This is a genomic window from Pseudomonas sp. TAE6080 (assembly GCF_018732265.1).
In the GTDB taxonomy this organism is placed as follows: domain Bacteria; phylum Pseudomonadota; class Gammaproteobacteria; order Pseudomonadales; family Pseudomonadaceae; genus Aquipseudomonas; species Aquipseudomonas brenneri.
The window spans coordinates 99252-123118 of the sequence record NZ_JAHIDY010000016.1; the positions used below are offsets into that span (position 1 = coordinate 99252).

22 protein-coding genes are annotated in these 23867 nt (G+C 62.5%); 2 read left to right on the plus strand and 20 right to left on the minus strand.

All coding sequences use genetic code 11. The annotated features are described in order from the left end of the window. Nucleotides 1–242 precede the first annotated feature (242 nt). The 8 genes from KL786_RS14245 to KL786_RS14280 form a co-directional block, all read right to left on the minus strand. Nucleotides 243–1739: a YdgA family protein gene (locus KL786_RS14245; protein ID WP_215518014.1), complete on the minus strand. Its 1497-nt coding sequence runs from the start codon at nt 1737–1739 to the stop codon at nt 243–245. A 146-nt stretch (nt 1740–1885) separates the two neighbouring features. Then, nucleotides 1886–2527 carry a hypothetical protein gene (locus KL786_RS14250; RefSeq protein ID WP_032856495.1) on the minus strand — a complete coding sequence of 214 codons (642 nt, stop codon included), beginning with the start codon at nt 2525–2527 and terminating at the stop codon, nt 1886–1888. 81 nt (nt 2528–2608) lie between these two features. Then, nucleotides 2609–4051: an efflux transporter outer membrane subunit gene (locus tag KL786_RS14255; RefSeq protein WP_215518015.1), complete on the minus strand. Its 1443-nt coding sequence runs from the start codon at nt 4049–4051 to the stop codon at nt 2609–2611. Further along, the gene (locus KL786_RS14260; RefSeq protein WP_032856493.1) at nt 4048–4938 is read right to left on the minus strand and encodes an efflux RND transporter periplasmic adaptor subunit; all 891 of its coding nucleotides are present in this window, start codon (nt 4936–4938) and stop codon (nt 4048–4050) included. The genes KL786_RS14255 and KL786_RS14260 overlap by 4 nt, the downstream gene beginning before the upstream one ends. Continuing rightward, complete coding sequence (locus tag KL786_RS14265; RefSeq protein ID WP_057438946.1) at nt 4935–5144, minus strand: DUF1656 domain-containing protein; 210 nt, start codon at nt 5142–5144, stop codon at nt 4935–4937. The genes KL786_RS14260 and KL786_RS14265 overlap by 4 nt, the downstream gene beginning before the upstream one ends. Continuing rightward, nucleotides 5141–7219 (minus strand): FUSC family protein, encoded by a 2079-nt coding sequence (locus tag KL786_RS14270; RefSeq protein ID WP_215518016.1) that lies wholly within the window; start codon nt 7217–7219, stop codon nt 5141–5143. Before KL786_RS14270 ends, KL786_RS14265 begins: the two co-directional genes overlap by 4 nt. Then, on the minus strand, nt 7216–7626 hold the full coding sequence (locus tag KL786_RS14275; protein ID WP_215518017.1) for a MarR family winged helix-turn-helix transcriptional regulator: 411 nt from the start codon (nt 7624–7626) through the stop codon (nt 7216–7218). The genes KL786_RS14270 and KL786_RS14275 overlap by 4 nt, the downstream gene beginning before the upstream one ends. Before the next feature lie 220 nt (nt 7627–7846). Next, nucleotides 7847–8089 (minus strand): DUF2789 domain-containing protein, encoded by a 243-nt coding sequence (locus tag KL786_RS14280; protein WP_032856489.1) that lies wholly within the window; start codon nt 8087–8089, stop codon nt 7847–7849. A 149-nt stretch (nt 8090–8238) separates the two neighbouring features. Between KL786_RS14280 and KL786_RS14285 the strand changes: the two genes are divergently transcribed. Further along, nucleotides 8239–10398 (plus strand): PA5441 family protein, encoded by a 2160-nt coding sequence (locus KL786_RS14285; protein ID WP_215518018.1) that lies wholly within the window; start codon nt 8239–8241, stop codon nt 10396–10398. Then, the gene (locus KL786_RS14290; protein WP_215518019.1) at nt 10395–11099 is read left to right on the plus strand and encodes a DUF3142 domain-containing protein; all 705 of its coding nucleotides are present in this window, start codon (nt 10395–10397) and stop codon (nt 11097–11099) included. Before KL786_RS14285 ends, KL786_RS14290 begins: the two co-directional genes overlap by 4 nt. 33 nt (nt 11100–11132) lie before the next feature. Here the strand turns inward: KL786_RS14290 and KL786_RS14295 are convergent, their stop codons facing one another. From KL786_RS14295 to KL786_RS14350, 12 genes are all read right to left on the minus strand, one after another. Next, entirely contained in the window at nt 11133–11408 is a 276-nt protein-coding gene (locus KL786_RS14295; protein WP_082445496.1) for a type II toxin-antitoxin system RelE/ParE family toxin, read from the minus strand. Next, nucleotides 11386–11586, minus strand: coding sequence for a type II toxin-antitoxin system RelB family antitoxin (gene relB / locus KL786_RS14300; protein ID WP_032856486.1), 201 nt, complete (start codon nt 11584–11586; stop codon nt 11386–11388). The genes KL786_RS14295 and relB overlap by 23 nt, the downstream gene beginning before the upstream one ends. A gap of 183 nt (nt 11587–11769) precedes the next feature. Next, nucleotides 11770–14223 carry a TonB-dependent siderophore receptor gene (locus KL786_RS14305; protein WP_215518020.1) on the minus strand — a complete coding sequence of 818 codons (2454 nt, stop codon included), beginning with the start codon at nt 14221–14223 and terminating at the stop codon, nt 11770–11772. Between the two features lie 130 nt (nt 14224–14353). Next, entirely contained in the window at nt 14354–15310 is a 957-nt protein-coding gene (locus KL786_RS14310; protein WP_215518021.1) for a FecR domain-containing protein, read from the minus strand. Then, nucleotides 15307–15816, minus strand: coding sequence for a sigma-70 family RNA polymerase sigma factor (locus KL786_RS14315; RefSeq protein ID WP_215518022.1), 510 nt, complete (start codon nt 15814–15816; stop codon nt 15307–15309). Before KL786_RS14315 ends, KL786_RS14310 begins: the two co-directional genes overlap by 4 nt. A gap of 73 nt (nt 15817–15889) precedes the next feature. Next, nucleotides 15890–17335 (minus strand): efflux transporter outer membrane subunit, encoded by a 1446-nt coding sequence (locus tag KL786_RS14320; protein WP_215518023.1) that lies wholly within the window; start codon nt 17333–17335, stop codon nt 15890–15892. Beyond that, a complete protein-coding gene (locus tag KL786_RS14325; RefSeq protein WP_215518024.1) occupies nt 17332–18390 on the minus strand; it encodes an HlyD family secretion protein in 1059 nt (352 codons plus the stop codon). Before KL786_RS14325 ends, KL786_RS14320 begins: the two co-directional genes overlap by 4 nt. A gap of 25 nt (nt 18391–18415) precedes the next feature. Further along, a complete protein-coding gene (locus KL786_RS14330) occupies nt 18416–19951 on the minus strand; it encodes an MFS transporter (RefSeq protein ID WP_215518025.1) in 1536 nt (511 codons plus the stop codon). Nucleotides 19952–20102: 151 nt separating this feature from the next. After that, a complete protein-coding gene (locus KL786_RS14335) occupies nt 20103–21023 on the minus strand; it encodes a LysR family transcriptional regulator (protein ID WP_032856479.1) in 921 nt (306 codons plus the stop codon). A gap of 99 nt (nt 21024–21122) precedes the next feature. Further along, nucleotides 21123–21971 (minus strand): ABC transporter permease, encoded by an 849-nt coding sequence (locus KL786_RS14340; protein ID WP_215518026.1) that lies wholly within the window; start codon nt 21969–21971, stop codon nt 21123–21125. A gap of 12 nt (nt 21972–21983) precedes the next feature. Beyond that, nucleotides 21984–22835, minus strand: a complete 852-nt coding sequence (locus KL786_RS14345) for an ABC transporter ATP-binding protein (protein ID WP_065943933.1) — start codon at nt 22833–22835, stop codon at nt 21984–21986. A gap of 1 nt (nt 22836) precedes the next feature. After that, complete coding sequence (locus KL786_RS14350) at nt 22837–23862, minus strand: ABC transporter substrate-binding protein (RefSeq protein WP_215518027.1); 1026 nt, start codon at nt 23860–23862, stop codon at nt 22837–22839. Between the last annotated feature and the right edge of the window lie 5 nt (nt 23863–23867).

Consider the following 23867-nt stretch of genomic DNA (forward strand, 5'->3'; position numbering starts at 1 on the left):
GGTGTCTGATGACCCGGTCAAGCTTTCCTGTGCGCAATATCCCTGAGAAGGGTATGGAATAGGGCAAATCAGGACAATTGTTCAGAATCGTCCTATAAGCCAATGGAGATCAGATGTGGGGCTTGTGTGGGAGCTGGCTTGCCTGCGATGGCATCACCTCTGTGCGTCAGTAAGACAGAGGTGATGCCATCGCAGGCAAGCCAGCTCCTACACAAACCGTGTTCCTACAGGGGTTGGTGGGCTTATTGCGCGCCGCTGACCGCACCCAGCTTGCCCAGTACGCCGCCGATGAACTGCTCGACGGTCATTTTCTGGCCGTTGAAGGTCACTTCATTGTTGGCGTAGTGCAGCTTGGCCAGGATGTCGTTGCCTTCCAGGGTCGCCAATTGCGTGCCGACAGCCATGCCGCTGAGCATCTCGCTGGCCATCTGGGACTGCTGCTCAATGGCTTTCGGGTCGGTCACGCCATCGATCTGCGCTTGCAGGGCGGCAACATCGCCAATCATCGGCTTGGACAGGGTCAGGTTGGCATCGAGCAGCGTGATGATCTGCTTGCCCAGCTCAACAGGTGGCAGCTCCATGGTGGTCGGTTTGGTCATGTCCACCACCAGGCTGAAGCGGCTTTCGCCATTGGCGGTCTTGAGGGACAAGTTTTCCAGGGCCACTTGTGGCTTGGCGGCCAACAGTTGTTCGACGTTGGCCTGGGCCAGCGCTTGCTCGGCTTCGCTCAGTTGCAGCTCGGGGATCGGCTGCCCAGCCGCTTGAGCGGCCTGCACCGGTTGCATCTTGTCCTGATACAGCTTGGTCAGCACCATCGCCGCCGGCACGTCGATGTTTTTCATGCTGATCGCCATGGCTGCCGAACCCACGGGTTTGCCCTGGTAAGTGATCTCGGTGATTTTGTAATCAACGCGACCCTGCATGTTGTTGTCTTGGGTGTCGCTGCTGTCTTTCTGCTCGAAGCCCTTGATGTTCAGCACAGCTTGCTGCGGGCCAAAAGTGAACTTGCTGTTGCTCAGCCCGACGGTGTTCTTGCCGATGTAGAACCCGAAGTTGGTCTTGGACAGGTTGCTCGCCAGCGTCAGGCCATTGAGCTCGGCCTGGAACGGTGCGCCTTTGGGGTCGACCAGGGAGATCTTGAAGGCGTCCATATAGCCGTCAACCTTGATCTCTTCGCCTTTGGCAGTGTTGAAGAAGTCGAGCTTCATGCCGGAGAAGTTGACGCTGTTGGTGGCGTCCTTGAACTCCAGGGGCAGCAGTTCCAGCGTGCCGTTCACCGAACGGTTGAAGCCGATGTTGGCCACACCTTTGATAGGCGATACGTCTTTGGTGGCAGCGAACCATTTTTCGGTGGTCGGGTTTTTCTCAAGGGCCAGATGGCTGGAAGCCAGCACCGGCCACAACTTGAGGCTCATCAGGCGCGAAAACGGCAGCGGGCCGTGTTCGATATTGTCGACAAACAACAACTCACTGTCTTTGAACTGCTCACCGAACACCGCGCCTTGCGCCTTGAGGCGGAAGTGGCCGGTGCTGCTGAACCAGCCACGATCCAGGGAGACCATCTCCAGGGTCATGCGGCCATCGACGCCGGCCAGGGAGCGTTCCATTTCCTTGTTCGCGTCTTCGATCGAGGTTTTCAACACCCCTTCCAACTGGCTGCCGGTGTACCAGGCACCACCGGCACTGACCACGCCGACGGCGGCAACAAAACCCAAGAGTACAACGGCTGATTTATTCATGAAGTGACCTGATCCAATCCTGTGCGATGTGGGCTGTCTTCCCTGACCTCCGAAGTGGAGTGTCGGCTCAAGCCCGCCGGAAACCGGGCAAGGTTAGCACTGGCAGGGGGGCATGGCGCAATGCCCTTGACTGGCCGACCACCCGGCTACGGGCGCTCCAGGTATTCGGTTTCGATCTCATCGAGTTGGTGGTCGAAGCTTTTGAGGCGCGCGGTCCAGGTGTACACCAGCACTTCAAACTCGCGATGGATCACCGCATTGCCCGGCGTGTCGGCCTTGGGATCGTAGAAGTCCAACTGGTAACGCTCACGAGCCATGGCGGTGGCGACGTCGGACAGCTCCCGGGCGTTGTTCAGCCAATGCCGCCCTTCGGCCACTTGCCGGTCGAGTACCACGCATTGTTTTTTCAAGGCTTCGAGGCTTTTTTCCAGCGGTGTGCCGGTCAGCTCGCCCATGACTTCCTGGAACGTGCGCCCAGGTTGCCAGTAGCTGCCCCAGAAATAGCGGTCGAACACAGTCTCGACCCGGCGCAGGGCGACCTTGGTATCCCAGATCGCCACCCGTGTCTTGCCTTGGTCGAGGAGTTTTTTCTGGGTGCGCTGGCTCTGGTAGGACGCCCAGGCCACCACGCCCACGGATAACGCGGCGATCAGCGCACAGGCGCTGTCGAGGAACACCATGGCCTTGTCGAGTTGATGGGCCAGCATGACGCCATAGAAGTACGTCGCCGATAACAACACCAGGGCGAAAAGCACGCACCAGAAAGCGGGAGCATAAGGGTTTTTCATTATTGGAATCCCCATGAACAACGCAGGCAGTGATCAGCGGGCCATCACGAAAGCCCGTCTGATCAAAGCATAGCAATCGCCTCAGGGTTTGCCGGGTTCTGCACCGTGCGTTCGTCCGCTTTCCCAGCCGCCACCCAGGGCCAGGAACAAGTCGATCTGGCTCATCGCCACCTGGGTGTTGGCCTGCGCCAGTTGGGCGCGCATGTCGGTGTAGGTGCGGGTGGCTTGCAAGTCGGCGAGGAACGACTCACGCCCCGCCTGGAAAAAGCGGTGCGTCTGGTCGGCGGCCTGTTGCGCCGACTGCTCGGCCTCGGCCAGGGCATCGCGGCGCTGCAGTTGCGCGGTGTATTGCGCCAGGCCGGTCTGGGTCTCGCGGATAGCGTTGAGCACCACCCCGTCAAAATGCGCCAAGGCGCCCTGGGCCGCGGCTTCGGCTTCATGGATGCGTGCGCGTGAGCCGTTGGACGGCACCGTCCAGCTCAACAGCGGGCCGAAGCCCCAACGGTTGGTGGCCGGTTTGCCAAGGTTGTCGATAATGCCGACGGTGCCGATGGAGGCACCGATGCTGATGTCCGGGTACAGCTCGCCGGTGGCGACGCCGATGCCCGCCGTCGAGGCCGCCAGCCGGCGCTCGGCCTGGCGTACATCCGGCCGGCGCTTGAGCAGGGCCGCACCATCGCCCACCGGCAGCAATTGGGCAATATGCGGCAGCTCGGCGCACTCACGGGTGCCGGCGGGCAGTTGGTCCACGGGCTTGGCCAGCAGCATCGACAGGCGGAACAACCCGGCCTGGCGCGCGGCCTCAAAGCGTGGCAGTTCGGCACGCAGCGACTTGAACTGGGTTTGCGAACGGGTGACTTGGGTTTCATCACCGCGCCCAGCGTCACGCAGGCGCTGGGTCAGGCGCGTGCCTTGGGCTTGCAGGTCGAGGGAATGGCGGGCAATTTCCAGCTCTTCGTTGGCTGCGCAGACCTGGGTGTAGGAGCGCACCACGTCCGCCACCAGAGTGATGCGCGCGGTATCGACGGCGGCCTGGGTCGCATCGGCATTGGCCTGGGCGCCTTCGATGCCGCGCTGCAAGGTGCCGAACAGGTCGAACTGATAAGAAGTGGTGATGCCGATATCACCGACATTGGCCACCGGTACCTTGTCCGCCAGCAAAAAGGCTTCGCCGGACTCCTGCAAACGTTGGGCGCCAAGCTTGACGCCACCGCTCCAACCGCCCGCCGATTGCGCTTCCTGTACCTGGAAACGCGCCCGTTGCAGGTTGGCCGCCGCCACGCGCAAGTCGGTGTTGGAGGCCATGGCCTGGCGCACCAGCTCATCCAGGCGCGGGTCCTGGTACAACTTCCACCAGTCGGCGGGCACCGGGGCCGACACAACGTTGTTGCCCTGTCCGGCCAGTTGGCCTTGCAGGTCGCCACGGTTCACGGCGGCTTCGTCCGGCAGGTGATAGTCCGGGCCGGCCACCTGGCAGGCGGACAGCAACAACCCCAGCCCGGCGGTCGCCAGCAGTCGCTTCATGGCTGGTCTCCGGGTTTGGGCTGGTCCGCGATGATCGACACGGTGGCGGTGCGCCCGGCAATCATGCGGAAGTCCGCCGGCACATCGTCAAAGGCAATGCGCACCGGGATCCGCTGGGCCAGGCGCACCCAACTGAACGCCGGGTTGACGTTGGGCAGCAGGTTGGCGCCGCTGGTGCGGTCGCGGTCTTCGATCCCGGCGACGATGCTCTGCACATGGCCGCGCAAGCGCGCGTTATCACCGACCACGCGGATATCCACGCTCTGGCCGACATGAATGCCGTCCAGCTTGGTCTCTTCAAAATAGCCGTCGATATGGAAGGAATTGCTGTCCACCACCGACAGCACCGGGCGCCCGGCGGTGACAAACTCCTGGGCCCGGGGCGCGCGGTCGTTGACGTAGCCGTCCACCGGGCTGCGGATCACCGAGCGGTCAAGGTTGAGCTGGGCGCTGTCCACCGTCACCTGCGCTTCGGCCAGGGCCGACTGGGCGCGGGCCACGCGGGACTGGCTTTCTTCCAGTTGCTCGCTGGCTACCAGGTTGCCCAGGCCACGGTTGCGCTTGGCTTCGCGTTGGGCCTGGGCCAGGGTTTCCTGGCGGTCGGCCACAGCGGCCTGGGCCTGGCGCAAGGCGAGCTTGAAGCGGTCCTGGTCGACGGCAAACAACACTTGGCCACGGGTCACCAACTGGTTGTCGCGCACGTCCACTTGCTGAATCAGCCCGGACACGTCCGGGGCGATCTGCACGATATCGGCACGGATATGCCCGTCGCGGGTCCAGGGGGCAAACATGTAGTACATCACCATGCGCCAGACCACGACGCAGGCAAAGGTCACTACCAACAGCGTCAGGACCACACGGCCAATCGTCAAAAAAGGTTTTTTCATGTCATCAGGTATCGACTGAGTGAGTCCACAGCGCCCAGCAACAGCGCGTAGAGAGCCACATTGAACAATGCCCGGTGCCAGACCAGGCGATAGAAGTGGACGCGGGTCAACAGCCCGTGCACCACCAGGTAAAAGCCATACGTAATGCCCATCAGCACCAGCAGCGTGGGCAGGAACACCCCGCTGATGTCCAGGTCACCGATCATAGAGGTGCTCCATCAGGCAGCGGCGCTTGCATCTCGGCGCCGCCAATGAATTCAACCCCAGGCAACAGCGCCAGGCGCAGGCCGGCCAAGGCGTGCAACAGGTGCAGGCGGGTATCGTCCTCGCCTTGCAGGCCCTGGCCGTTGAGCGCGCGGCGGGTGCGATCGAGGGTCATCAGCAGGCCGCTGGGCGCGGGCAAGCGCTCACCGGCTTTAAGGCAGGCCTTGAAGTAAGCCCCGACGCCTTCGACCACTTGGTTGAGCAACACCCGTGGTACGCCAAGGATGCGCGGCGAGTAGGCCAGCAGGTCGAGCAGGTTCAGCGCCACCCGCAAATCACGCAGGGCAATGCCGGTGTCCTGGCCGGTGAGGGCCAGGCGCGGCAGGTGCTGCATCAGGCGGTCGAGCATTTGCACGGCCATGTGCCGGTGCTCGGCCAGGGTCGCAGGTTCGGTGAGGCCGACAATGTCGCGCCAGCTGAAGCGGGTCAGGCGCTTGGCCGCCAGTTCGGCGCCAAAGGGCCGGGCGATCAGCGTCCACACAAAGGCAAACAGCAGGCCCACAGGACCGGCCAGGTTGACGTTGGCGAAGTTGAGGAAGTCCGCGTCATAGGCCCCCTGGATACTGATGAATGACGAGGTGTTCACCAGCGTCAGCAACATGCCCAGGTAAAAACGCGGCTGCACGGTGAGGGTGCCGATGCAGATAAACGGTACGGCGAACGCCAGCACCAGCATCGGGAAATCGTGCAGGTTGGGCAGTACCAGAAACAGGTAGAGGCTGGCGAACAGCACCGACATCGCCGTCCAGAAAAAGAACCGATAAATCTGCGGCGCCGGGTCGTCCATCGAGGCGAAGAAGCTGCACGCCACCGCTGCCAGAATCACCGCACTGCCACCGTCGGTCCAGCCCAGCAGAATCCACAGCACCGAGGCGACGATGATCGCGGTGACGGTGGAGAACGCCGAGTAAAACATCAGGCCACGGTCAAGAAATGGCGTGAGCCGGCCCAGCCGCCAGTGACGGTAGACGGCGCGCCAGGTGTCCTGGCTTTCGCACTCGATGGCGGCTTGCAGGCTGCGGCAGTCTTGCCACAAATCGATCCACTCACCAAGGCGGTACAACGCGTTGGAAAACAGCAGGGTGTGGCGATCGTCCAGCGCTTCGCCTTGGGGTTGCAGGGCGTCTAGCTGGTCACGCAAGGCGCGCCAGCTTTCCGGCGGTGCGCTTTGTCGGGTGTCTTCCAGCCATTGCTGGGTGGCTTGGAGTATCGGCGTGAGGCGATCGAGAAACTGCGGGGCACGATGTTCGATGGCGTACAACGCATCATCCAGTGCATCCACCACCGGCAGCAGGTGGATCATGCGCCCACGCAGTTCCTTGGTGTTACGCACTGTCTGCGGCCGTGCGCCTTCGTGGGGCAATTGGCCGATCATCAATTCGAGGGTGTTGAAGGTGGCGACCATAGCGCCGCGCAGGTTGCTGACTTCTTCAGGCTGCACATTGCGCATCAGAAAGCGCTGGCTGTAGACCTGGGCATCGGCAAACCACTTGGCCACCGAGCCATCGAACACCGGCATCAGGCGGCGCGGCCAGAACATCGCGCCCACCACGGCGGCCACTGCGATGCCGAGGAAAATTTCTTCGGTCCGCGCCTCGGCCACATCCCACACCGCCAGGGGGTTATCCACTACCGGCAGGGCGATCAGCGGCAGGGTGTAGCCGGCCAGCATCAAGGCGTAGTTATTGGCCGTGCGCAGGTGCATGGAGAGGAACAGCAAAGTGCCCGTCCACAATGCGATCACCACCACCAGAATGTAGGGCGACTGCACAAACATCGGCACAAAAAACACCGCTGCCGCCGCGCCCATCAAGGTGCCGATGGCGCGGTACAACGCCTTGGAACTGGTGGGGCCGACAAACGGGCTGGAGACGATATACACCGTGGCCATCGCCCAATACGGACGCGGCATCTGCATGAGCATGGCGATGTACAACGCGATCATCGAGGCGGCGAAGGTACGCACACCGTAGAACCAGTCGCGGGCGGGCGGGAAACCGCTGAAAAATCCGTTCAAAGTGTCGCCGCCTCAAAGGCGCGCAGCACACGCAGCGCGGCTTCCATATCGGCAGGCGCAATATCGGCCAGCACTTCACGGCGCAGGCGCACCAGTTGTGCTTCCACCGCTTGCACCAGCTCACGACCGCGCGCGGTGAGGCTCAAGGCCTTGGCGCGGCGGTCGTGGATATCTTCGGTGCGGCACACATAACCACTGCTGCACAGTTGGTCGAGCAGGCGCACCAGGGACGGGCTTTCCATCCCCGAGGCCTGGGCCACCTTGACTTGATGCACACCGTCGCCGAGACGGCCGATCATCAGTAAAGGCACTGCGCAGGCTTCGGAAATACCGTAGCTCACCAGGGTGCTCTGGCAGATTTTGCGCCAGTGGCGGGCGCCAGCCACCATGCTGCTGCTGAGGCTCATGTGAAGGTGTTCGAGGGATTGGGACACGGGATAGTTCGCATACAGTTAGTTTGCTAACTATCAATATGATCGAGGAATGGAATCTCGTCAACTTTTGAAACAATTTTGTAGATAGGTGGCCCCCCTGTAGGAGCGAGCTTGCTCGCGAAAAACGTCAACGATAACGCGGGAAGCCTGAATTCCCACGGCGCTCTCAGGTTTTTCGCGAGCAAGCTCGCTCCTACAAACGACTGCGGCGCAACAGCAGATTCAACTCATCCACCACTTCAGCCCAATCCGCATCTTCCAGAATTTCTTCACGCAAAAACGCCTGTTGGCTGGGCGTCCAGAAAAACGCATCTTCGAGCTTCAATTCCGGCTTGAGCGGTGAATGCACGGCGACAAAACGCTCAATGCTGGTGGCGTCATCGGGCAGCCCGAGCTGTTTGAACAACGACGGCAGGGTGTGGACAGGCGATTCCATAACAACTCCGAGACTAGGTGATTGACTACAGTCTAGACCGATAAAACCCACAGATTGACGGCCTTCTGTGCAACATTTTGCAATGTTCACGCTATCATCTTCACCTTTCGCCCAGCGGCATTCGCGGACTCCCGGAATAAGGACAATTCATGCGCATCGGTCTTTTGTCATCCCTGACCCTGGCACTGTGTGCCGGCGTATCCCTACAGGCCCAGGCCAGTGTCGACGACTCGTGCTACCCCGACTGGCGCGTGTCCCAGGACTCGCTGACCGCGTGCAGCAACGTGCCCTTCCTGAGCCCCGGCAATGACAGTCGGACCAACTTGCGCCTGTTGCTCGCGGCCAAAAAGAATGCGCCGCTGACGCCCAATGCGCTGGGCGCAGATGACCTGGCCCAGGGATTCGGCCCGGTGCCGTTCCCGGTGTATCGCCTAGTCCCTGCCCCAGTTGCCGCAGAATCGGCCGAGGAACAAGGCGCCGAGTTGACGCAATTACTGGCCTCGCTGGGTATCCAGCGCGATACCACGACGGCGCCAGCGGGCGACCAGTTCCTGTGGGGCGAAGGCAGCCGCTGTCGCAGCAACAATGTGCAGAGTGCCACCGACTTTGTACGCCAAGTGATCAAGGCCGATGTGCCGGCAAATGAACGGGTGCTGCTGGCCAATGCACGCTTGAAGTTGCTTGGCACCTGTGACTGGAAGGGCGAAGTGCTACTGGAGCCGCAGCTGATGACATCGACCCAGGGTCGGGAACTGACCACCTATTTGCTCGCCGCATCCGACTTTTACAGCGGGCGCTTTGTGTATGCCGAGCGCGGGTTTGCCGCGGTCACCGTCACAACGCTGCCCTGGCTGAAAGAAACGGCGGTGTACATGATCGCCCGCGCGTCGCTCAACCAAGCCCAGGAAAACGCCTTCGACGAATACGGCATGCCCCAGCGCAAGGCTGTGGATAAGTCCGCCCTGGGCGAGGCCGAGCACAGCTTCCTCAGCTACCTGAAAACTTATCCACAGGGCGACTATGCGGCCTCCGCTCGCGGCCTGCTGCGTCGGGTCCACTGGCTGGCGGGCGATGCGACCAGGCTGGCCGACGACTACGCCTGGCAACTGACCGAGGCCAGCGATGCCGAGCGCAATGGGTCTATCGATGAACTGGTGGAAGAAACCGACAACAAGCTGCTGACCAGCTACGCCGAGACCATCCGCAACCCGTTGCTGCTGGCGATCAACGACCTGATGTGGATGCGCGCCAACAACCCGCCCAAGCTGACCCGCGCCATCCTCGACGGGCAAAAGGCCGCGTTTGCCAATGAGCCTGCGCTGTACGACTACCTGCAGGCGGCGTTTGCCCTGTATGTCGAGCACCAGCCAGACGCGGCGTTGAAACATCTGCCGCCAGCGCTACCCGCAAGCCTGGATTACTTGGCATTCAGCCAGCAAACCCTGCGCGGCCTGGCCCTGGAAGCCAAGCAAGACTGGCAAGGCGCTGCCACCCTTTGGCTGCAACTGCTGCCGCACGCCAAGCTGCCTTTGCAGCGCGAGCAACTGGAACTGGCCCTGGCGATGAACTACGAGCGCAGCGGCCAATTGGCCAAGGTGTTCACCGCCGACTCGCCGATCCAGACCCCGCAAGTGCGCTATATCCTGCTGCGCAGCGTGGCCGGCCCAGAGTTGTTGCGCCAGCAGATCAGCCAGGCCAGCGACCCGCTGGAGCGCAGCACCGCGCAATTTGTGTTGCTCTACAAAGACCTGCTGCGCGGCCAGTTCGCAACTTTCGCCGAGGATTTGCAGCAACTGCCGGCCTCCCCTGCCGCAGACAAGATCGGCACCAGCCTGGGCTACGTGTACGACGGCGGCCAGGCGCTGACCTTGTTCCGCTGGAGCGGCGACAAAGCAGCCTCGGGCTACGCGTGCCCGACCATCGCGCAAACCGCCAGCACCTTGCAAAACGACGCGAAAAACCCACACGGCCTCAACTGCCTAGGTGAGTTCATCCTGCGTAACGGCCTGGACGGCATGCCCCTGGAAGAAGCGCGCTCGGCCGGCAGCCTGGGCAGTACCGCATCGGGCTTCACCGGTGAAACCTTCTCGCGGCTCGATGGTTATCAACAGGTGATCGCCAACCCCAAGGCGCCCCGTGACGACAAGGCCTATGCGCTGTTCCGGGCGATCAACTGTTACGCGCCTTCGGGCTATAACAGCTGCGGTGGTGAGGACGTGGACAAGGCGGTGCGCAAGGGCTGGTTCCGCCAGTTGAAAAGCGGGTTTGCCGACACGCAGTGGGGCAAGTCGCTGCAGTACTACTGGTGAAACACCTGTGGCTAGGCTTGCTGCTGTTGGCGAGCCCGGCCTTCGCCACCGTCGACGCCCGCGACTATGACGCTTTCTGGCTGTGGAGCGGCGTTGCACCACAGCCGGTGCTCAAGCAGGCCAGGACCCTGTACATCCTCCAGGGCCAGATCAACTCGACCCGCCGCCAGCCCGAACGTGGCGTGCAGTTCATCGCCCAGGGCATGAGCGTGCCGCGTATCCGCCAGGGCCAGGTGTGGGTGGTCTACCGCGCCCACACCCTGCGTTGGCCAGAGCCGGTCTACACAAAATTGCTGGGGCAGGTGCAGCGCTGGAAAGCCGCGGGCAACCCGGTGGTGGGTATCCAGATCGACTTCGACGCCCGCACCCAATACCTGCACGAATACGTCGACTTCCTCAAGGACCTGCGCCAGCGCCTGCCAAAGGATCTGCGCCTGAGCATCACCGGCCTGATGGACTGGAGCAGCAACGCCGACCCGGCCGCCATCGCCCAGCTCAAAGGGGTGGTGGATGAAGTGGTGGTGCAGACCTACCAGGGGCGCCACAGCATCCCCGATTACGCGGCGTACCTGCCACGGATGAACCGGCTGGGGCTACCGTTCAAGATCGGCTTGATCCAGGGCGGGGATTGGCAGGAGCCGGAGTATTTGAAGGAGAATGAGTGGTTTGGCGGGTATGTGGTGTTTTTGCAGAATCCATGAACCTAAGCGCGGTCATTAAAGACGATCGGTGGATCAGGGATACTCACGGCGGGCGTGAAGTACGCGAAGTACGTCGATGCTATCGGTCACTATCTGGTAAACCACCAGGTAATTGGGATGCACCACACACTCACGAGATCCAGGAACCCTACCTGGCCTGAACAAATAAGGGGCCGATGGCAGGCCTTCGACTGCCCTCAAAATGGTGCTATACAACACCTCGGCTGCAAGAGGATTGCGCTGATCTATGTAGTCGATGATTTCCACCAGGTCGGTGGTAGCTTCTTCAGTCCAGCGCACTACTTGCACGGGACTTCCTACGCTCGTCTAGAGCAGACTGAACCTTGGCCATTGCTTCGTCATGAGGCAAGCGGGGCTTGTCGCTGTTCATTGCCTCCAAGACTTTCTCACGAAACCAGCGGTCGTAACTGGCCGCCTGATCTTCAGTTTCGAACTCGGACACAATGGGGGAAAGTTGAGCGCTCATGGGGCGGTCTCACCAGATTAAGTTTGCAATGAGTTATCTTGGGAGAAACTCGCCAACACCGTCAACCGGCAGGACAGCGAATGGCCGCGTAATCCGACTAGAGGTGCAGTGGCCTCCTGCAGTACGCCTGCGATGTAGAGGCCGAGCTTGCCCGGCCGCCACAGCAGACTCTCCTTGAGAGCCTTACCAATCGTACGTCAGGCTCGACACCACCGTGCGCCCTTCGCCGTAGTAGCAATCCAGGTCGCTGGTGCACTGTGAGACGTAGGTTTTGTTGTCGAGGTTCTGCACATTCATCGCCAACTTGACGCCTTTGAGCTTCAGGGGCGAGGCGCCCAGGTCGTAGCTCAGGCTCGCATCGTAGACGGTGTAGGACGGCACACTGAACGCGCCGGCGTAGTAGTCGCCAAGACTTTTGCGCGAGTAACGCGCGCCAAGACCTGCGCCGAGGCCGGCCAGGGGGCTGTCGCCGATCACCGTGTAGTTGACCCACAACGCCGCCGTCAGGGGTGAGATGCCCGCCGGGTGGCGGCCTTCGCGACCTTCGTCGTCCTTGGTGTACTTGATGTCGTTGCGCGCGGCCGAAGCGACCACATCCCAAGCGTCGCTCAGCACCGCCTTGGCTTCGAACTCGACGCCGCGCGAACGCATGGCCCCGCTCTGGCTGCTGAAGTTGGTCAGCGGAATGGCCGTCAGGATATTTTCCTGGTCCAGTTGGTAGACCGAGACCTGCACAAAACTTTCCTGGCCCGGCGGCTGGTACTTCACGCCGACTTCATACTGGTTGCCGGTGGACGGGTCGAAGGGCTTCTGGTTGGCATCGGTGCCGGACAGCGGCAGGAAGGATTCCGAGTAACTGATAAACGGCGCCAGGCCGTTATCGAACAGGTACACCAGGCCCGCGCGACCGGTGAATGCCTGGTCCTTGCTGCTGGTGCGGTCGCCGCTCAGCGGCACCTTGTTGACCACGTTGGCCCAGTCATAACGCCCGCCCAGCACCAGCGCCCACTTGTCCCACTTGATCTGGTCCTGCACATACAGGCCGGTCTGGGTGATGGTGTTGTCCCAGCGGTACGGCTGGCCAAAATTCAGCGGCTGGCCATACACCGGGTTGAACAGATCGATGATCGGTGGGTTGCGGTCATAGAGGCCGAGGAACCTGGAGTTGGAGTGGTAGTAATCCAGGCCCACGATCAGCGTATGGGAGAACTCGCCAGTGTTGAACTCGGCCTGGGCGATGTTATCCACGCCGATGACTTTGTTGTTCTGCTTCCAGTCCACACCAAAGCGCTGCAAGTAGCGTTGATCCATGGCCCCGGTGGCCGGGTTGGCGACAAACCGATAGCCGTGCAACGGCGCCACGTAGCGGTCATCCACTTCGGCATAGCGTGCGTTTTGCTTGAGGGTCCAGGTGTCGTTCAAACGATGGGACAACTCGTAGCCGAAGGCGACCTGTTCGCGGTTGTATTGGTTGACGCCCGGTTCACCGATAAACAGATCACGGTCGATCTTGCCGTTGGGGTTGTTCCAGATCGTCCCGGAGGCCGGCAGCCCCTGGGCTTCGGGCACGCCCTTGTCTTTCTGATATTGGGCGAACAGGGTCAGGCTGGTGTCGTCATTGGGTCGCCACGTCAGGCTGGGCGCGATGAATTGCCGCTTGTTTTCGAAGTAGTCGATCTCGCCCTGTTCGTCCTTGAGTCGCCCTGTGAGGCGATAGAAGAATTGGCCTTGGTCATCCAGCGGGCCGCTGAGGTCGATGGCCGCGCTCTTGTGCTCGTAGGTGCCGGCTTCAAGCACCACCTGGCGCACCGGGGTCTCGCTGGGGCGCTTGCTGACCATATTGACGATGCCGCCCGGCTGGTTGTGCCCGTACAGCACCGATGCCGGGCCCTTGAGCACTTCGATGCGCTCCAGGGAATAGGGCTCGATCTGCAACGCACCGCCGGTACTGCCGCCACCGTAAGGCAGGTGCAGGCCGTCAAGGTACAGGGGCGTCGGCGAGAAGCCACGGGAGGTCGGCTCATCGAACAGCTTCACTCGGTCAGAGAAACCACCGGCGCTCATGCCAGGGGTGTAGAGCAACGCCTGGGTCACGCTTTGCGCACCCCGCGCCTTGATTTCGCCGGCGGTGATGACGTTGATGGTCTGGGGGATTTCCACCAGTGCCGCATCGGTCTTGCTGCCCGTGGCGCTCCGCGTGGCGACGATGCCGTCGACCGGGCCCCAGGCGTTTTCCTGGGCCTGCTGGGCGCTGATCCGGGTCGCGCCCAATTGCACCGAGCCGCCCCCCGAAATGGCCTGCACCGACCAGCCACCACCGGACTGCATCGCCACCAGGCCGCTGCCCGCCAACAACTGCTCCAACCCAGGCCCGGTGGCATAACGGCCCTGCAAGCCAGGGCTGCGTTTGCCTGAAGTCAGCGCCGCGTCCACCGAGAGCAAAATCCCCGAGGCGCTGGCGAAACGGTTCAACGCCTGGTCCAGGCTGCCGGCGGGGATGTTGTATTGGCGCAAGGCTTCGCCGGCGCTCTCCTGGGCCTGAACCATGCTCGGGACGACCGGCACAGTCGCCAGCACACTGATAAACAGGCCACGGCGCAGGGCGCGGGCCAGAGGTTGGATTGGGTGGTGCGGCATTGCAGGACTCCCCGTGAGAACGCTTCTTGATTGGCTTTCAAGAGGTATCCCGGACGGGGATGGAAAACCGACAAAAGAAAAACAAAAATTTATCCTTGGCCCTCAACCCAGACACAAAACCCTGTGGGAATCAGGCCCTGGGTTTGAGGGTGACCCAGTAACGGGTCACCGCCTGTACCTGCACCGGTAGCGAGCGCTCCAGCGCCGCAAGGATCGCGTCAGTGTCATTCAGGGGAAATACGCCGGTCAGCAACAGGCCCGCTACCGATTTATCGCAACGCAAAACCCCAGGCCGATAGCGGCTCAGTTCCGCGACAAACTGCCCCAACGGCTGGCGCTCGGCGATCAGGCGATTGTGGGTCCAACTGCTGGCGTTGGCATCCAGCGCGGTCACCGCCGAGGTCTGCGTTGCGCTGAACCACAGGCTGTCCCCCGCATTCATCAGCACCGGCACACCCTGCACCGGGCGCACCTGCACACGCCCTTCATACAGATCGACGCGGCTACCATCGTCCAGTTCGCGCACGGCAAACCGGGTGCCCAGGGCCTGGATATCGCCCGCTGCGGTTTCGACGATCAACGGGCGAGATGGGTCGTGGCCGCTGGTCAGCAGGATCTCGCCACGAATCAGGCGGATGCGCCGCTCAGTGGCACTGAAGCGCAGGTCGATGGCGCTGTCGCTGTTGAGGTCCAGGTGGGTGCCGTCGCTCAAGGTCAGGTGGCGAATCTCGCCGGTGGCAGTGCGATGCTCGGCAAAGGCCGCCTGCCAGGACTGGCTGCCCTGGACCCAGTAACCGCTGCCACCGGCCACCAGCAGCAACCCAAGCAGTTTCAGCGCGGCCCGGCGCTGGGGATCTGGCGCGTCGCGCAACACCGCACGGGCGCTGTCGGCGGGCACACCGCCCAAGGTCTGCTGCAACTGCTGCAAACGCTGCCAGGCGCGACGATGCTCCGGGTCGGCGGCCTGCCAATGGGCAAAGGCCTGGCGCTGGGCCCCGTCGAATTCGCCGCCCCATTGCAGCATTAACCACTCACTGGCCTGCTCGACCACCGCCTGGGCAATCGGTGCGTCATGGCGGGTTCTCATTCTTCGTAGGCCACCTGGTAGCAAGCAATGATCGCGCGGGTCATGTACTTCTGCACCGAGCTGATCGTCACCCCCAGGCGTTCGGCGATCTGCGCGTAGGTCAGGCCTTCGAACTGCGACAACAGGAACGCACGGCGCACGTTCTCGGGCATGCGGTCGAGCATGGCGTCGATCTGCATCAGGGTTTCGAGGATCAGTGCGCGGGTCTCCAGTGACGGCGACTCCGGCTCCGGCAAGTGGGCGATGCTTTCCAGATAGGCGCGCTCGATGCGCAGGCGGCGCCATTGGTCGATCATCAGGTTGCGCGCAATCTGCGTCAGGTAGCTGCGACTTTCCCTGGCCCCGGGAAAACGCCCAGACACCAACAGGCGCAGGAACGTGTCCTGCGCCACATCGGCGGCGTGCTCGCGGTCACCCAAGCGCTTGCGCAGCCAGCCTTGCAGCCAGCCATGATGGTCGCGGTACAGGAGATGAAGCTGTTGCTGGCCGTCAGTCGCGGTGTCCATGAATCGCCCGGATACACTATTGAGAGCAATTATCATTACAGCTTGTATCGCGACTGGCAAAAAACTTTATCAGTTACCGCCCGGCGGTCTGCAACGGGTACACCGATTCCCAACCTCCGCCCAGCGCCTTGTACAAGCCGACCATGGCCAGAGACACGCCGGTGGAGCTTTCCACCCATTGCTCCTGGGTCGCCAGCAAGGCGCTCTGCACCGTGAGCACGTTGACGAAATCCACCACCCCTTCGACGTACTGGTGCTGGGCGGTGTCCAGGGCGATCTGGTTCTGGCGCACCGCTTCGCCGAGGCTGTCGCGGCGCAGTTGGCTGGCGTTGTAGCGGGTCAACTGGTCGTCGATTTCATGCCAGGCACGCAGCACGGTCTGCTGGTAGGCCAGGGCCGCTTCCTGCTGCTGGGCTTCGCGCAGGTCGAGCATGCCCTGCAAGCGGCCACCGTTGAACAGCGGCAGGCTCAACGACGGGCCGAAAGCGAACGTGCGTGAACCCCAGGAGCCCAGATCCGATAACTGCATGGCCTGGGAACCGAGGCTGCCCGACAGGGTGATCCGTGGGTAGAAGTCGCCCTTGGCCACGCCAATGCTGGCGGTCGCCGCATGCAGGCGCGCCTCGGCCTGGCGAATGTCGGGGCGGCGCTCTGCCAGTTGCGACGGCAGGCCAATCGCAACCTGGCGCTGGGTCTGGGGCACTGCGCCGTCCTGTGACAGTTGCGCATGCAAGGCTTGCGGAGCCTGGCCCATCAACAGGCTCAGGGCGTTGATCAACTGGTCCTGGCGCTGCTGCAAATCCGGCAGGCGCGCTTCGATGGCGGCGACTTGCGCAGCGGCTTCAGCGACATCCAGGTGGGTCGCCACGCCATCGGCCAAACGCAGTTGCGAGAGCTTTAGGCTACGGCGCGCCACGTCGAGGTTTTGCTCGGTGACCGCCCGGGTACTTTGCACGCCGCGCAGTTGGATGTAGTCCTGGGCCGTCTCGGCCAGCACCGACAGCAGCACCGCGCGACGGTCGTTTTCGGCCACTTGCAGGGTGGCGTCGGCGGCTTCGGTTTCGCGTCTTACCCGGCCCCAGAAGTCCAGTTCCCAGGAGGCCGCGAAGCCTGCATCCCACAGGTTGAAGGCCGAACGGCCGTTGTTGCCCGAAGGGTCGCTCAAGCCATTGGCGCTATTGCGTTTGCGCCCGTAGTTGCCATCGGCGCTGACCTCTGGATAGCGCCCGGCGCTCGTCACCTGGCGCACTGCGCGGCTTTGTTGCAGGCGGCTGCTGGCCAGTTTCAAGTCGAGGTTGTCGCTCAGTGCCCGGCGCACCAGGGCCGACAATTGCCGGTCGTGGAACACGTCCCACCACTGTTCCTCCAACGGGTCGCTGACCGCGCGGCTGGCGGCCTGGCGGCCCTGGGGCTCGGCCCATTGCGTCGCCGACTGGGTGTCGGGCCGCTTAAAGTCCGGGCCGACGGTGCAAGCGCCCAGGCTGATCATGCTGAGAGTAAGCAGCGCGAGTTTTCTCATTGCTGCGCCACCTCACGTTGCTGCGCACTGGGCTGGGTGTTGACGCTGGCCTCCACCGACATACCGACCCGCAGGCGATGAATATGCGCCTGCCCTGGCTCCAGGAGGATTTTCACCGGAATACGCTGCACCACCTTGGTGAAGTTGCCGGTGGCGTTGTCCGGCTTGACCGAGGCGAAGGTCACGCCCGTGGCCGGCGCCAGGCTTTCCAGGTGGCCCTGGAGCACTTCACCGTCGAGGCTGTCGACCCGCACTTCAACCGTTTGGCCGGCATGCATGTGGGACAGTTGGTTTTCCTGGAAATTGGCCACCACATACGCGTCGGCCAGCGGCACCACGGCGAGGATCTTGCTGCCGGGTGTGACAAAGGCCCCGACCCGCACCGCACGCTCGCCGACCATGCCGTCCACTGGCGCGACAATGCGTGTGTACGACAGCTGATAACTGGCCATTTCCAGCGCCGCCTGGGCCCGCTTCAAGCCGCCTTCAGCTGCATCGCGCTGGGCGCTGAGGATTTCCACCTGCTTGCGTTCGGCGGCCAATACCGCCGTGGCGTTGGCCAGGCGCGCGGTGGCCTGGTCGATGCGGGTCTTGGCTTGCTGGGCGTTCTGCACAGTGCCGGCGCCGACACCGGCAAGGTGGTTGTAGCGGCTCAATTCGTGTTCGGCAAAGGCCACTTCGGCGCGATCGGCGGCCACGGTGGCCTGGGCCTGGGCGATCACCGAGCTTTGCCGCTCAAGGGTGGCTACTGCGTTTTTCAGTTGGGCCTGGGCCATCAGGGTCTCGGCATCGGCGGCCTGGGCGGCGGCGCGCAAGTCGCGGTCATCGATCAGCGCCAGCAACTGCCCGGCCTTGACCTGTTGGTTGTCTTCCACCAACACCTCTTTGATAAACCCGGCCACCCGTGGCGCCACCAGGGTGTAGTCGGCAGCGACGAAGGCGTCGTTGGTGGTCTGGCGCTTGCTGCCAAATACACCCGGCGCCAGCAGGTACACCAGCACACCCACGGCGCACACGGCGATAACAGTCACGGCAATCTGGTCTTTACGTTTCATAAAAATCCTTTGTCTACGTCAACAATCAGGTGGGCGCGCGCGGCGGGAAAATCCGCGTCGGCATCCAGAAAATCAGCAGGATCAACGCCACCGCAACACCAGCCATGACGTAATAGAGATCCGAAGAAGTCAGCACCACCGCCTGCTGGTGCAGCCGATGGGCCAGGCCCGGGGCGTCACTATTGGCCAACGGTGAGTTGCCCAGGGCGTCCACCAGCATGGTCGAGTGGAAATGCAGGCGGTGGGTGGTCAGCACCTCGATCACCCCGGTGGCAACCACGGCGGCCAGGCCCTTGACCGTGTTGAACCAGGCCGAGGCAAACGGCCCGTCGGTGGGCACGATGCTGCCGGTGGACAGCATCAACAGCGGCAGTACCGCCATTGGTTGGCCGAAGATCTGCAACAGTTGCAGCACGTAGAACTCATCCCGGATCCACGCCGACGTCAGTTGCGCGCCGCCGATACACGAGAGGGTCAGCATGCCCAGGCCAATCCCCAGCACCCAGCGGCAATCCACCCAGCGCAGGTTGCACAGGGCCGCTACCAGCGGCAGGGCGATCAACTGCGGCAGGGCCATGATCAGCATCACCGGCGCAGTCTGCAGCGGCCGATAGCCCTGCACCTGCGCCAGGTAGCTGGAGGGCAGGATGATCACCGCCTGCAACACCACCAGCACTCCGGCCAGCACGATCAGGGCAAACGACAGGTTACGCAGCCCGAGCATCTGCAACTTGAAGAACGGCATCGGGTGCGACCATTCATTGAGCATGAACAGCACCAGCAACAGCACCCCGCCCACCAGCAGCGTAGTGATCAGCGGCGACTCGAACCAGTCCAGGCGATTGCCCTGCAAGATGCCGATCACCAGCATGCAGATCGCCGGGAACCCCAGCAGCAGGCCACGCCAGTTGAACTGCTTGAGGCGCTCCAGGCGCAGCGGGTCCTGGGGCAGGCCATAGGCCACGGCGGCCATGGCCAGCAGGCACGGCGCGACGATCTGCCAGAACGCCCACTGCCAGCCGACATATTCGGTCCACAGCGCTGCCAGCGGTGTGCCGAGGCTGGGGCCGAAGGTGGCGGTCAGGGCGTAGCCGGCCAGGCCGTAGAGTTTGACGTTGGCCGGCAAGAAACGCAGGGCCACGGTCATCAGCATCGGCGGTAGAGCGCCACCGGCCAGGCCTTGCACGGTACGCAGCAGCAGCAGGCTTTCATAGTTCGGTGCCAGGGGACACAGCACCCCCAGCAGGGTAAACAGGCCGATGGCCCACAGGGTGAAACGGCGCAGCGAAAACGTCACCGAACACCACGGCGCAAAGGCCATGGCCGAGACGGAGGTAGCGGTGTAGGCAGCGACCAGCCAGGTGCCTTCGTCAAAACCGATGTACAGCGCACCGCGGATATCGGCGAGGGCGACCTTGGTCACCATTTCGTTCAGGCCCGAGACCAGCACCGCCAGCAGCACGCCGACCAGGCCGATGATGATCCGCGGGCCAAACACAGGAGGGCTGACGGCGGCGGGTTTGGCTGCAGCCAAGGGAGCGGGGGCAGCGAGGGAAGTCATGAAGGTACAACTCGGAAATAGAATACCCGAGCAGTTTAATAAGGCTTAGACATGACGAAAACTGACTTATGGGAAGGTTATAACTGCGCCATACGCAATGATCGAATGTGGGAGCTGGCTAGGCTAGCTCCACACATTTGGATCGAAGTTGTCAGGTGGGCTGGGCTTCGCGCCAGGTAGCCGCGCAGCTTTCGCGCATGGTTTCGCGCAGCCATTTGTGCGCCGGGTCTTTGTCAAAACGCGGGTGCCAGGCCTGGGTCAGCACCAGGGTCGGCAGGGAGATCGGCAGGGTGAATGCGCGCAGTGGCAGTTTCAGGCGATTGGCGCTGTAGAGCGCTTCCTTGGGCACCGGCAGGATCAGGTCGGAGTCGGGCAACATGAACATCGCACCGTGAAACCCCGGTGCAATCATCGCCACCCGGCGTTCCAGGCCCTGGGCATTGAGGGCGGTGTCGATCGGCCCACGGGCAATACCGCGCCGGGAGATGCTGATATGGGAGTAGCTGGCAAAGCGTGCAGCAGTGATTTCTTCGTCGAACAACGGGTGGCCTTCGCGGGCCAGGCCGACGAAGGTGGTGGAGAACAGGTTCTGCACCTTCACTTCCGGGGTGATCGGCATGGTGTTGCCGACGCGCAAGTCCAACCGCCCTTCACGCAAGGCTTCGTCGTCGCTGTCGCCTTCGGGGACGAAACGCAGCTCGCAATGGGGTGCCACACGCTCCATGGTGTCGAACAGACGACCGCCATACACACCAACAAAAAAGTCATTGGCGCGCACGCTGAACCGCCTACGCAAGGTGCTCAGGTCAACCTCGTCCGCCGAGCGGAACAGCAACGCCGCCTGCTCCACCACATTGCGCACCTGCCCTTGCAACTCCAGGGCCTTGGGCGTAGGCACCAGGCCGCGCCCTGCCCGCACCAGGATCGGGTCGCCTACCGCCTCGCGGATGCGCGTCAGGGTACGGCTCATGGCGGCCGGGCTCAGGTTCATCCGCCGCGCGGCGCCTACCACGCTGCCCTCGTCGAGCAAAGCGTCGAGGGCCACCAACAGGTTCATATCCGGTAATTGCATGCCAAGCACTCATGATGGGTTTGGAGTACAGCGCACGCAATCGTAGCAGGCTTTACCGGTACTGCCCGGTGGCGAGGGGCTCCAGGCCCCCGCAAGGGTTTATCGCTGCATCCCCCAGCGCTTCACGGTGACGCGTTCCAGGGTGTCGAACACCAGGTTTTCCACAAGCAGGCCGATCAGGATCACCACCGCCAGCCCCGCGAAGACCTTGTCGGTGTACAGCTCGTTGCGGTTCTGGAAGATGTACCAACCCAGGCCACCCTTGCCGCTGGTCGCACCGAACACCAATTCGGCGGCGATCAATGTGCGCCAGGCAAAGGCCCAGCCAATCTTCAGGCCGGCGAGGATCGATGGCAGCGCCGCCGGGATCAGGATAAACAGCACAAAGCGCATGCCCTTGAGGCCGTAGTTGCGGCCGGCCATGCGCAGGGTTTCCGACACGCCCATAAACCCCGAGTAAGTGTTGAGTGCCAGGGCCCACAGCACCGAGTGCACCAACACAAAAATCAGGCTGTTCTGCCCCAGGCCAAACCACAGCAACGCCAGGGGCAGCAGGGCAATCGCCGGCAGCGGGTTGAACATCGAAGTCAGGGTGCTCAGCAGGTCGCGACCCACCTGGGTCGAGACCGCCAAAGTGGTCAGGGCGAATGCCAGGACAATGCCAATCAGGTAGCCCTTGAGCAGCACCACCAGCGAGATACTGACCTTACCCAACAACTCGCCACTGGCAATGCCGTCGTAGAAGGCGTGGAAGGTCTGCAAGAAACTGGGCAGCAGCAGGTCGTTGTTCTGATAGCGCGCCGCTGCTTCCCAGAGGAGCGCCAGCACGATCAGGATCAAGCCTTTGCGCAACCAGCCTTGTTGCCACAGGCGCTGGCGCAGGGGTAAGGCACGCTCCACGGGCACGCCGGGCAGCGGTTGCAGGGTGATTTCATATTCCTGGCGCATGGGCACAGTCCTTCAATAAGCAATGCGAATATCGGCGAAATCCAACTCGGTTTCTGCCTCGGGCGTTTCATCGAACAACAGGCGATGAATACGCCGCGCCGACGCCTGGAACTCCACACCGCCCAGGCTGTGCAGGTCGTATTGATGGCTGTGGATTTCTGCGCGCACGCGCCCCGGATGCGGCGACAGCAACAGGATGCGGTTGCCCACCACCAGCGCTTCTTCGATGGAGTGGGTGACGAACAGCAAAGTAAAGCGCACCTCCTCCCACAGCAGCAGCAACTCCTCTTGCATCTTGCGTCGGGTCAGGGCGTCAAGGGCGGCGAACGGTTCGTCCATCAGCAGGATTTTCGGCTGCATGGCCAACGCCCGGGCAATCGCCACGCGGGCTTTCATGCCACCGGACAGGGTGTGCGGATAGGCGTCGGCGAAGGCGCTCAAACCGACCTTGTCCAGGTAGTACAACGCCCGTTCTTCGGCCTCGCGACGCTTGAGGGTCTTGGACGCCAGCAACGGGAACATCACGTTCTGCTTGACGGTTTTCCACGGCGGCAGTTGGTCGAACTCCTGGAACACCACGATGCGATCCGGGCCCGGCTGCTCGACCTTTTGCCCTACCAGGCGAATTTCGCCTTCACAGGGTTTGATAAAACCGGCTACCGCCTTGAGCAGCGTGGACTTGCCGCAACCCGAAGGCCCCAGCAGCACAAAACGGTCGGCCGGATCGATCTCGAAACTGACCTGGTGGGTGGCCCGCACGACCCGTTCGGGCGTGCGGTATTCAAGGCTGACGTGATCCACCGAGAGCAGCGCCTCAGTGGTCTTCAGGTTGCTGGCCGTGTGGCCTTGCAAGGGCGCGTTCATCTCAACTCCCTTGCAGCGGCTTGGCATCCTGGAAGAAGTAGTCCTTCCACGATTCAGGCTTGTTCTTGATCGCGCCCACCCGATAGAGGAACTCGGCCAGCGGGTAGGTGTTTTTCGGGGTGATGCTGAATTCGAATTGCGGGTTGTCGATGATTTTCAGCAGCGCGGCACGGTCGATCTTGGCCTTGGTCACGCGAATGTAAGTGTCGGCAGCGGCGCCCTTATCGTTCTGCGCAAACTGCGCGGCCTCGGTCAGTGCGTCGATAAAAGCCTTGTAGGTTTTCGGGTTGTCGTTGCGAAACTTCTCGGTGGCAAACAGCACGGTCGGCGAGTTCGGCCCCAGCAGGTCATAGGTGTTGAGCACCACATGCACGTTCGGGTTGGCCAGGGCCTGGTCCTGGAACGGCGGGTTGGAGAAATGCCCGGTCAGTTCGGTGCCGCCAGCAATCAACGCGGCGGTGGCGTCCGGGTGCGGGACGGCGATGGTGTATTTATCCAGGCGATTGAATTCCTTGTCGCCCCATTGCTTGGCCGCCGCGTATTGCAGGAACCGCGACTGCACGGAAACTCCCACGGCCGGCACGGCGATGCGATCTTTTTCGGTGAAGTCGGCGATGGTCTTGACCTTGGGGTTGTTGCTGACTAGGTAGTACGGGAAGTTGCCCAGGGAAGCCACGGCCTTGACGTTCTGCTTGCCGCGGGTGCGGTCCCAGATGGTCAGCAGCGGGCCGACACCGGCGCCGGCAATGTCGATGGAGCCAGACAGCAGCGCGTCATTGACCGCCGCGCCTCCGGACAATTGGGTCCAGTCGACCTTGATGTCGATACCTTCCTGCTTGCCGTATTTCTCGATCAGGTTCTGGTCGCGCACCACGTTGAGCAGCAAGTAAACGATGCCGAACTGCTCGGCAATGCGAATTTCGCCTTCGGCCTGGGCGACGGCGGGAGCAACCAGACTGCCAGCCAACAGGCTGACGCCAAGGCCCACGGTCGCGGCCAATCGTGCAAAGGGGGTTTTCCTGGACATGGTCA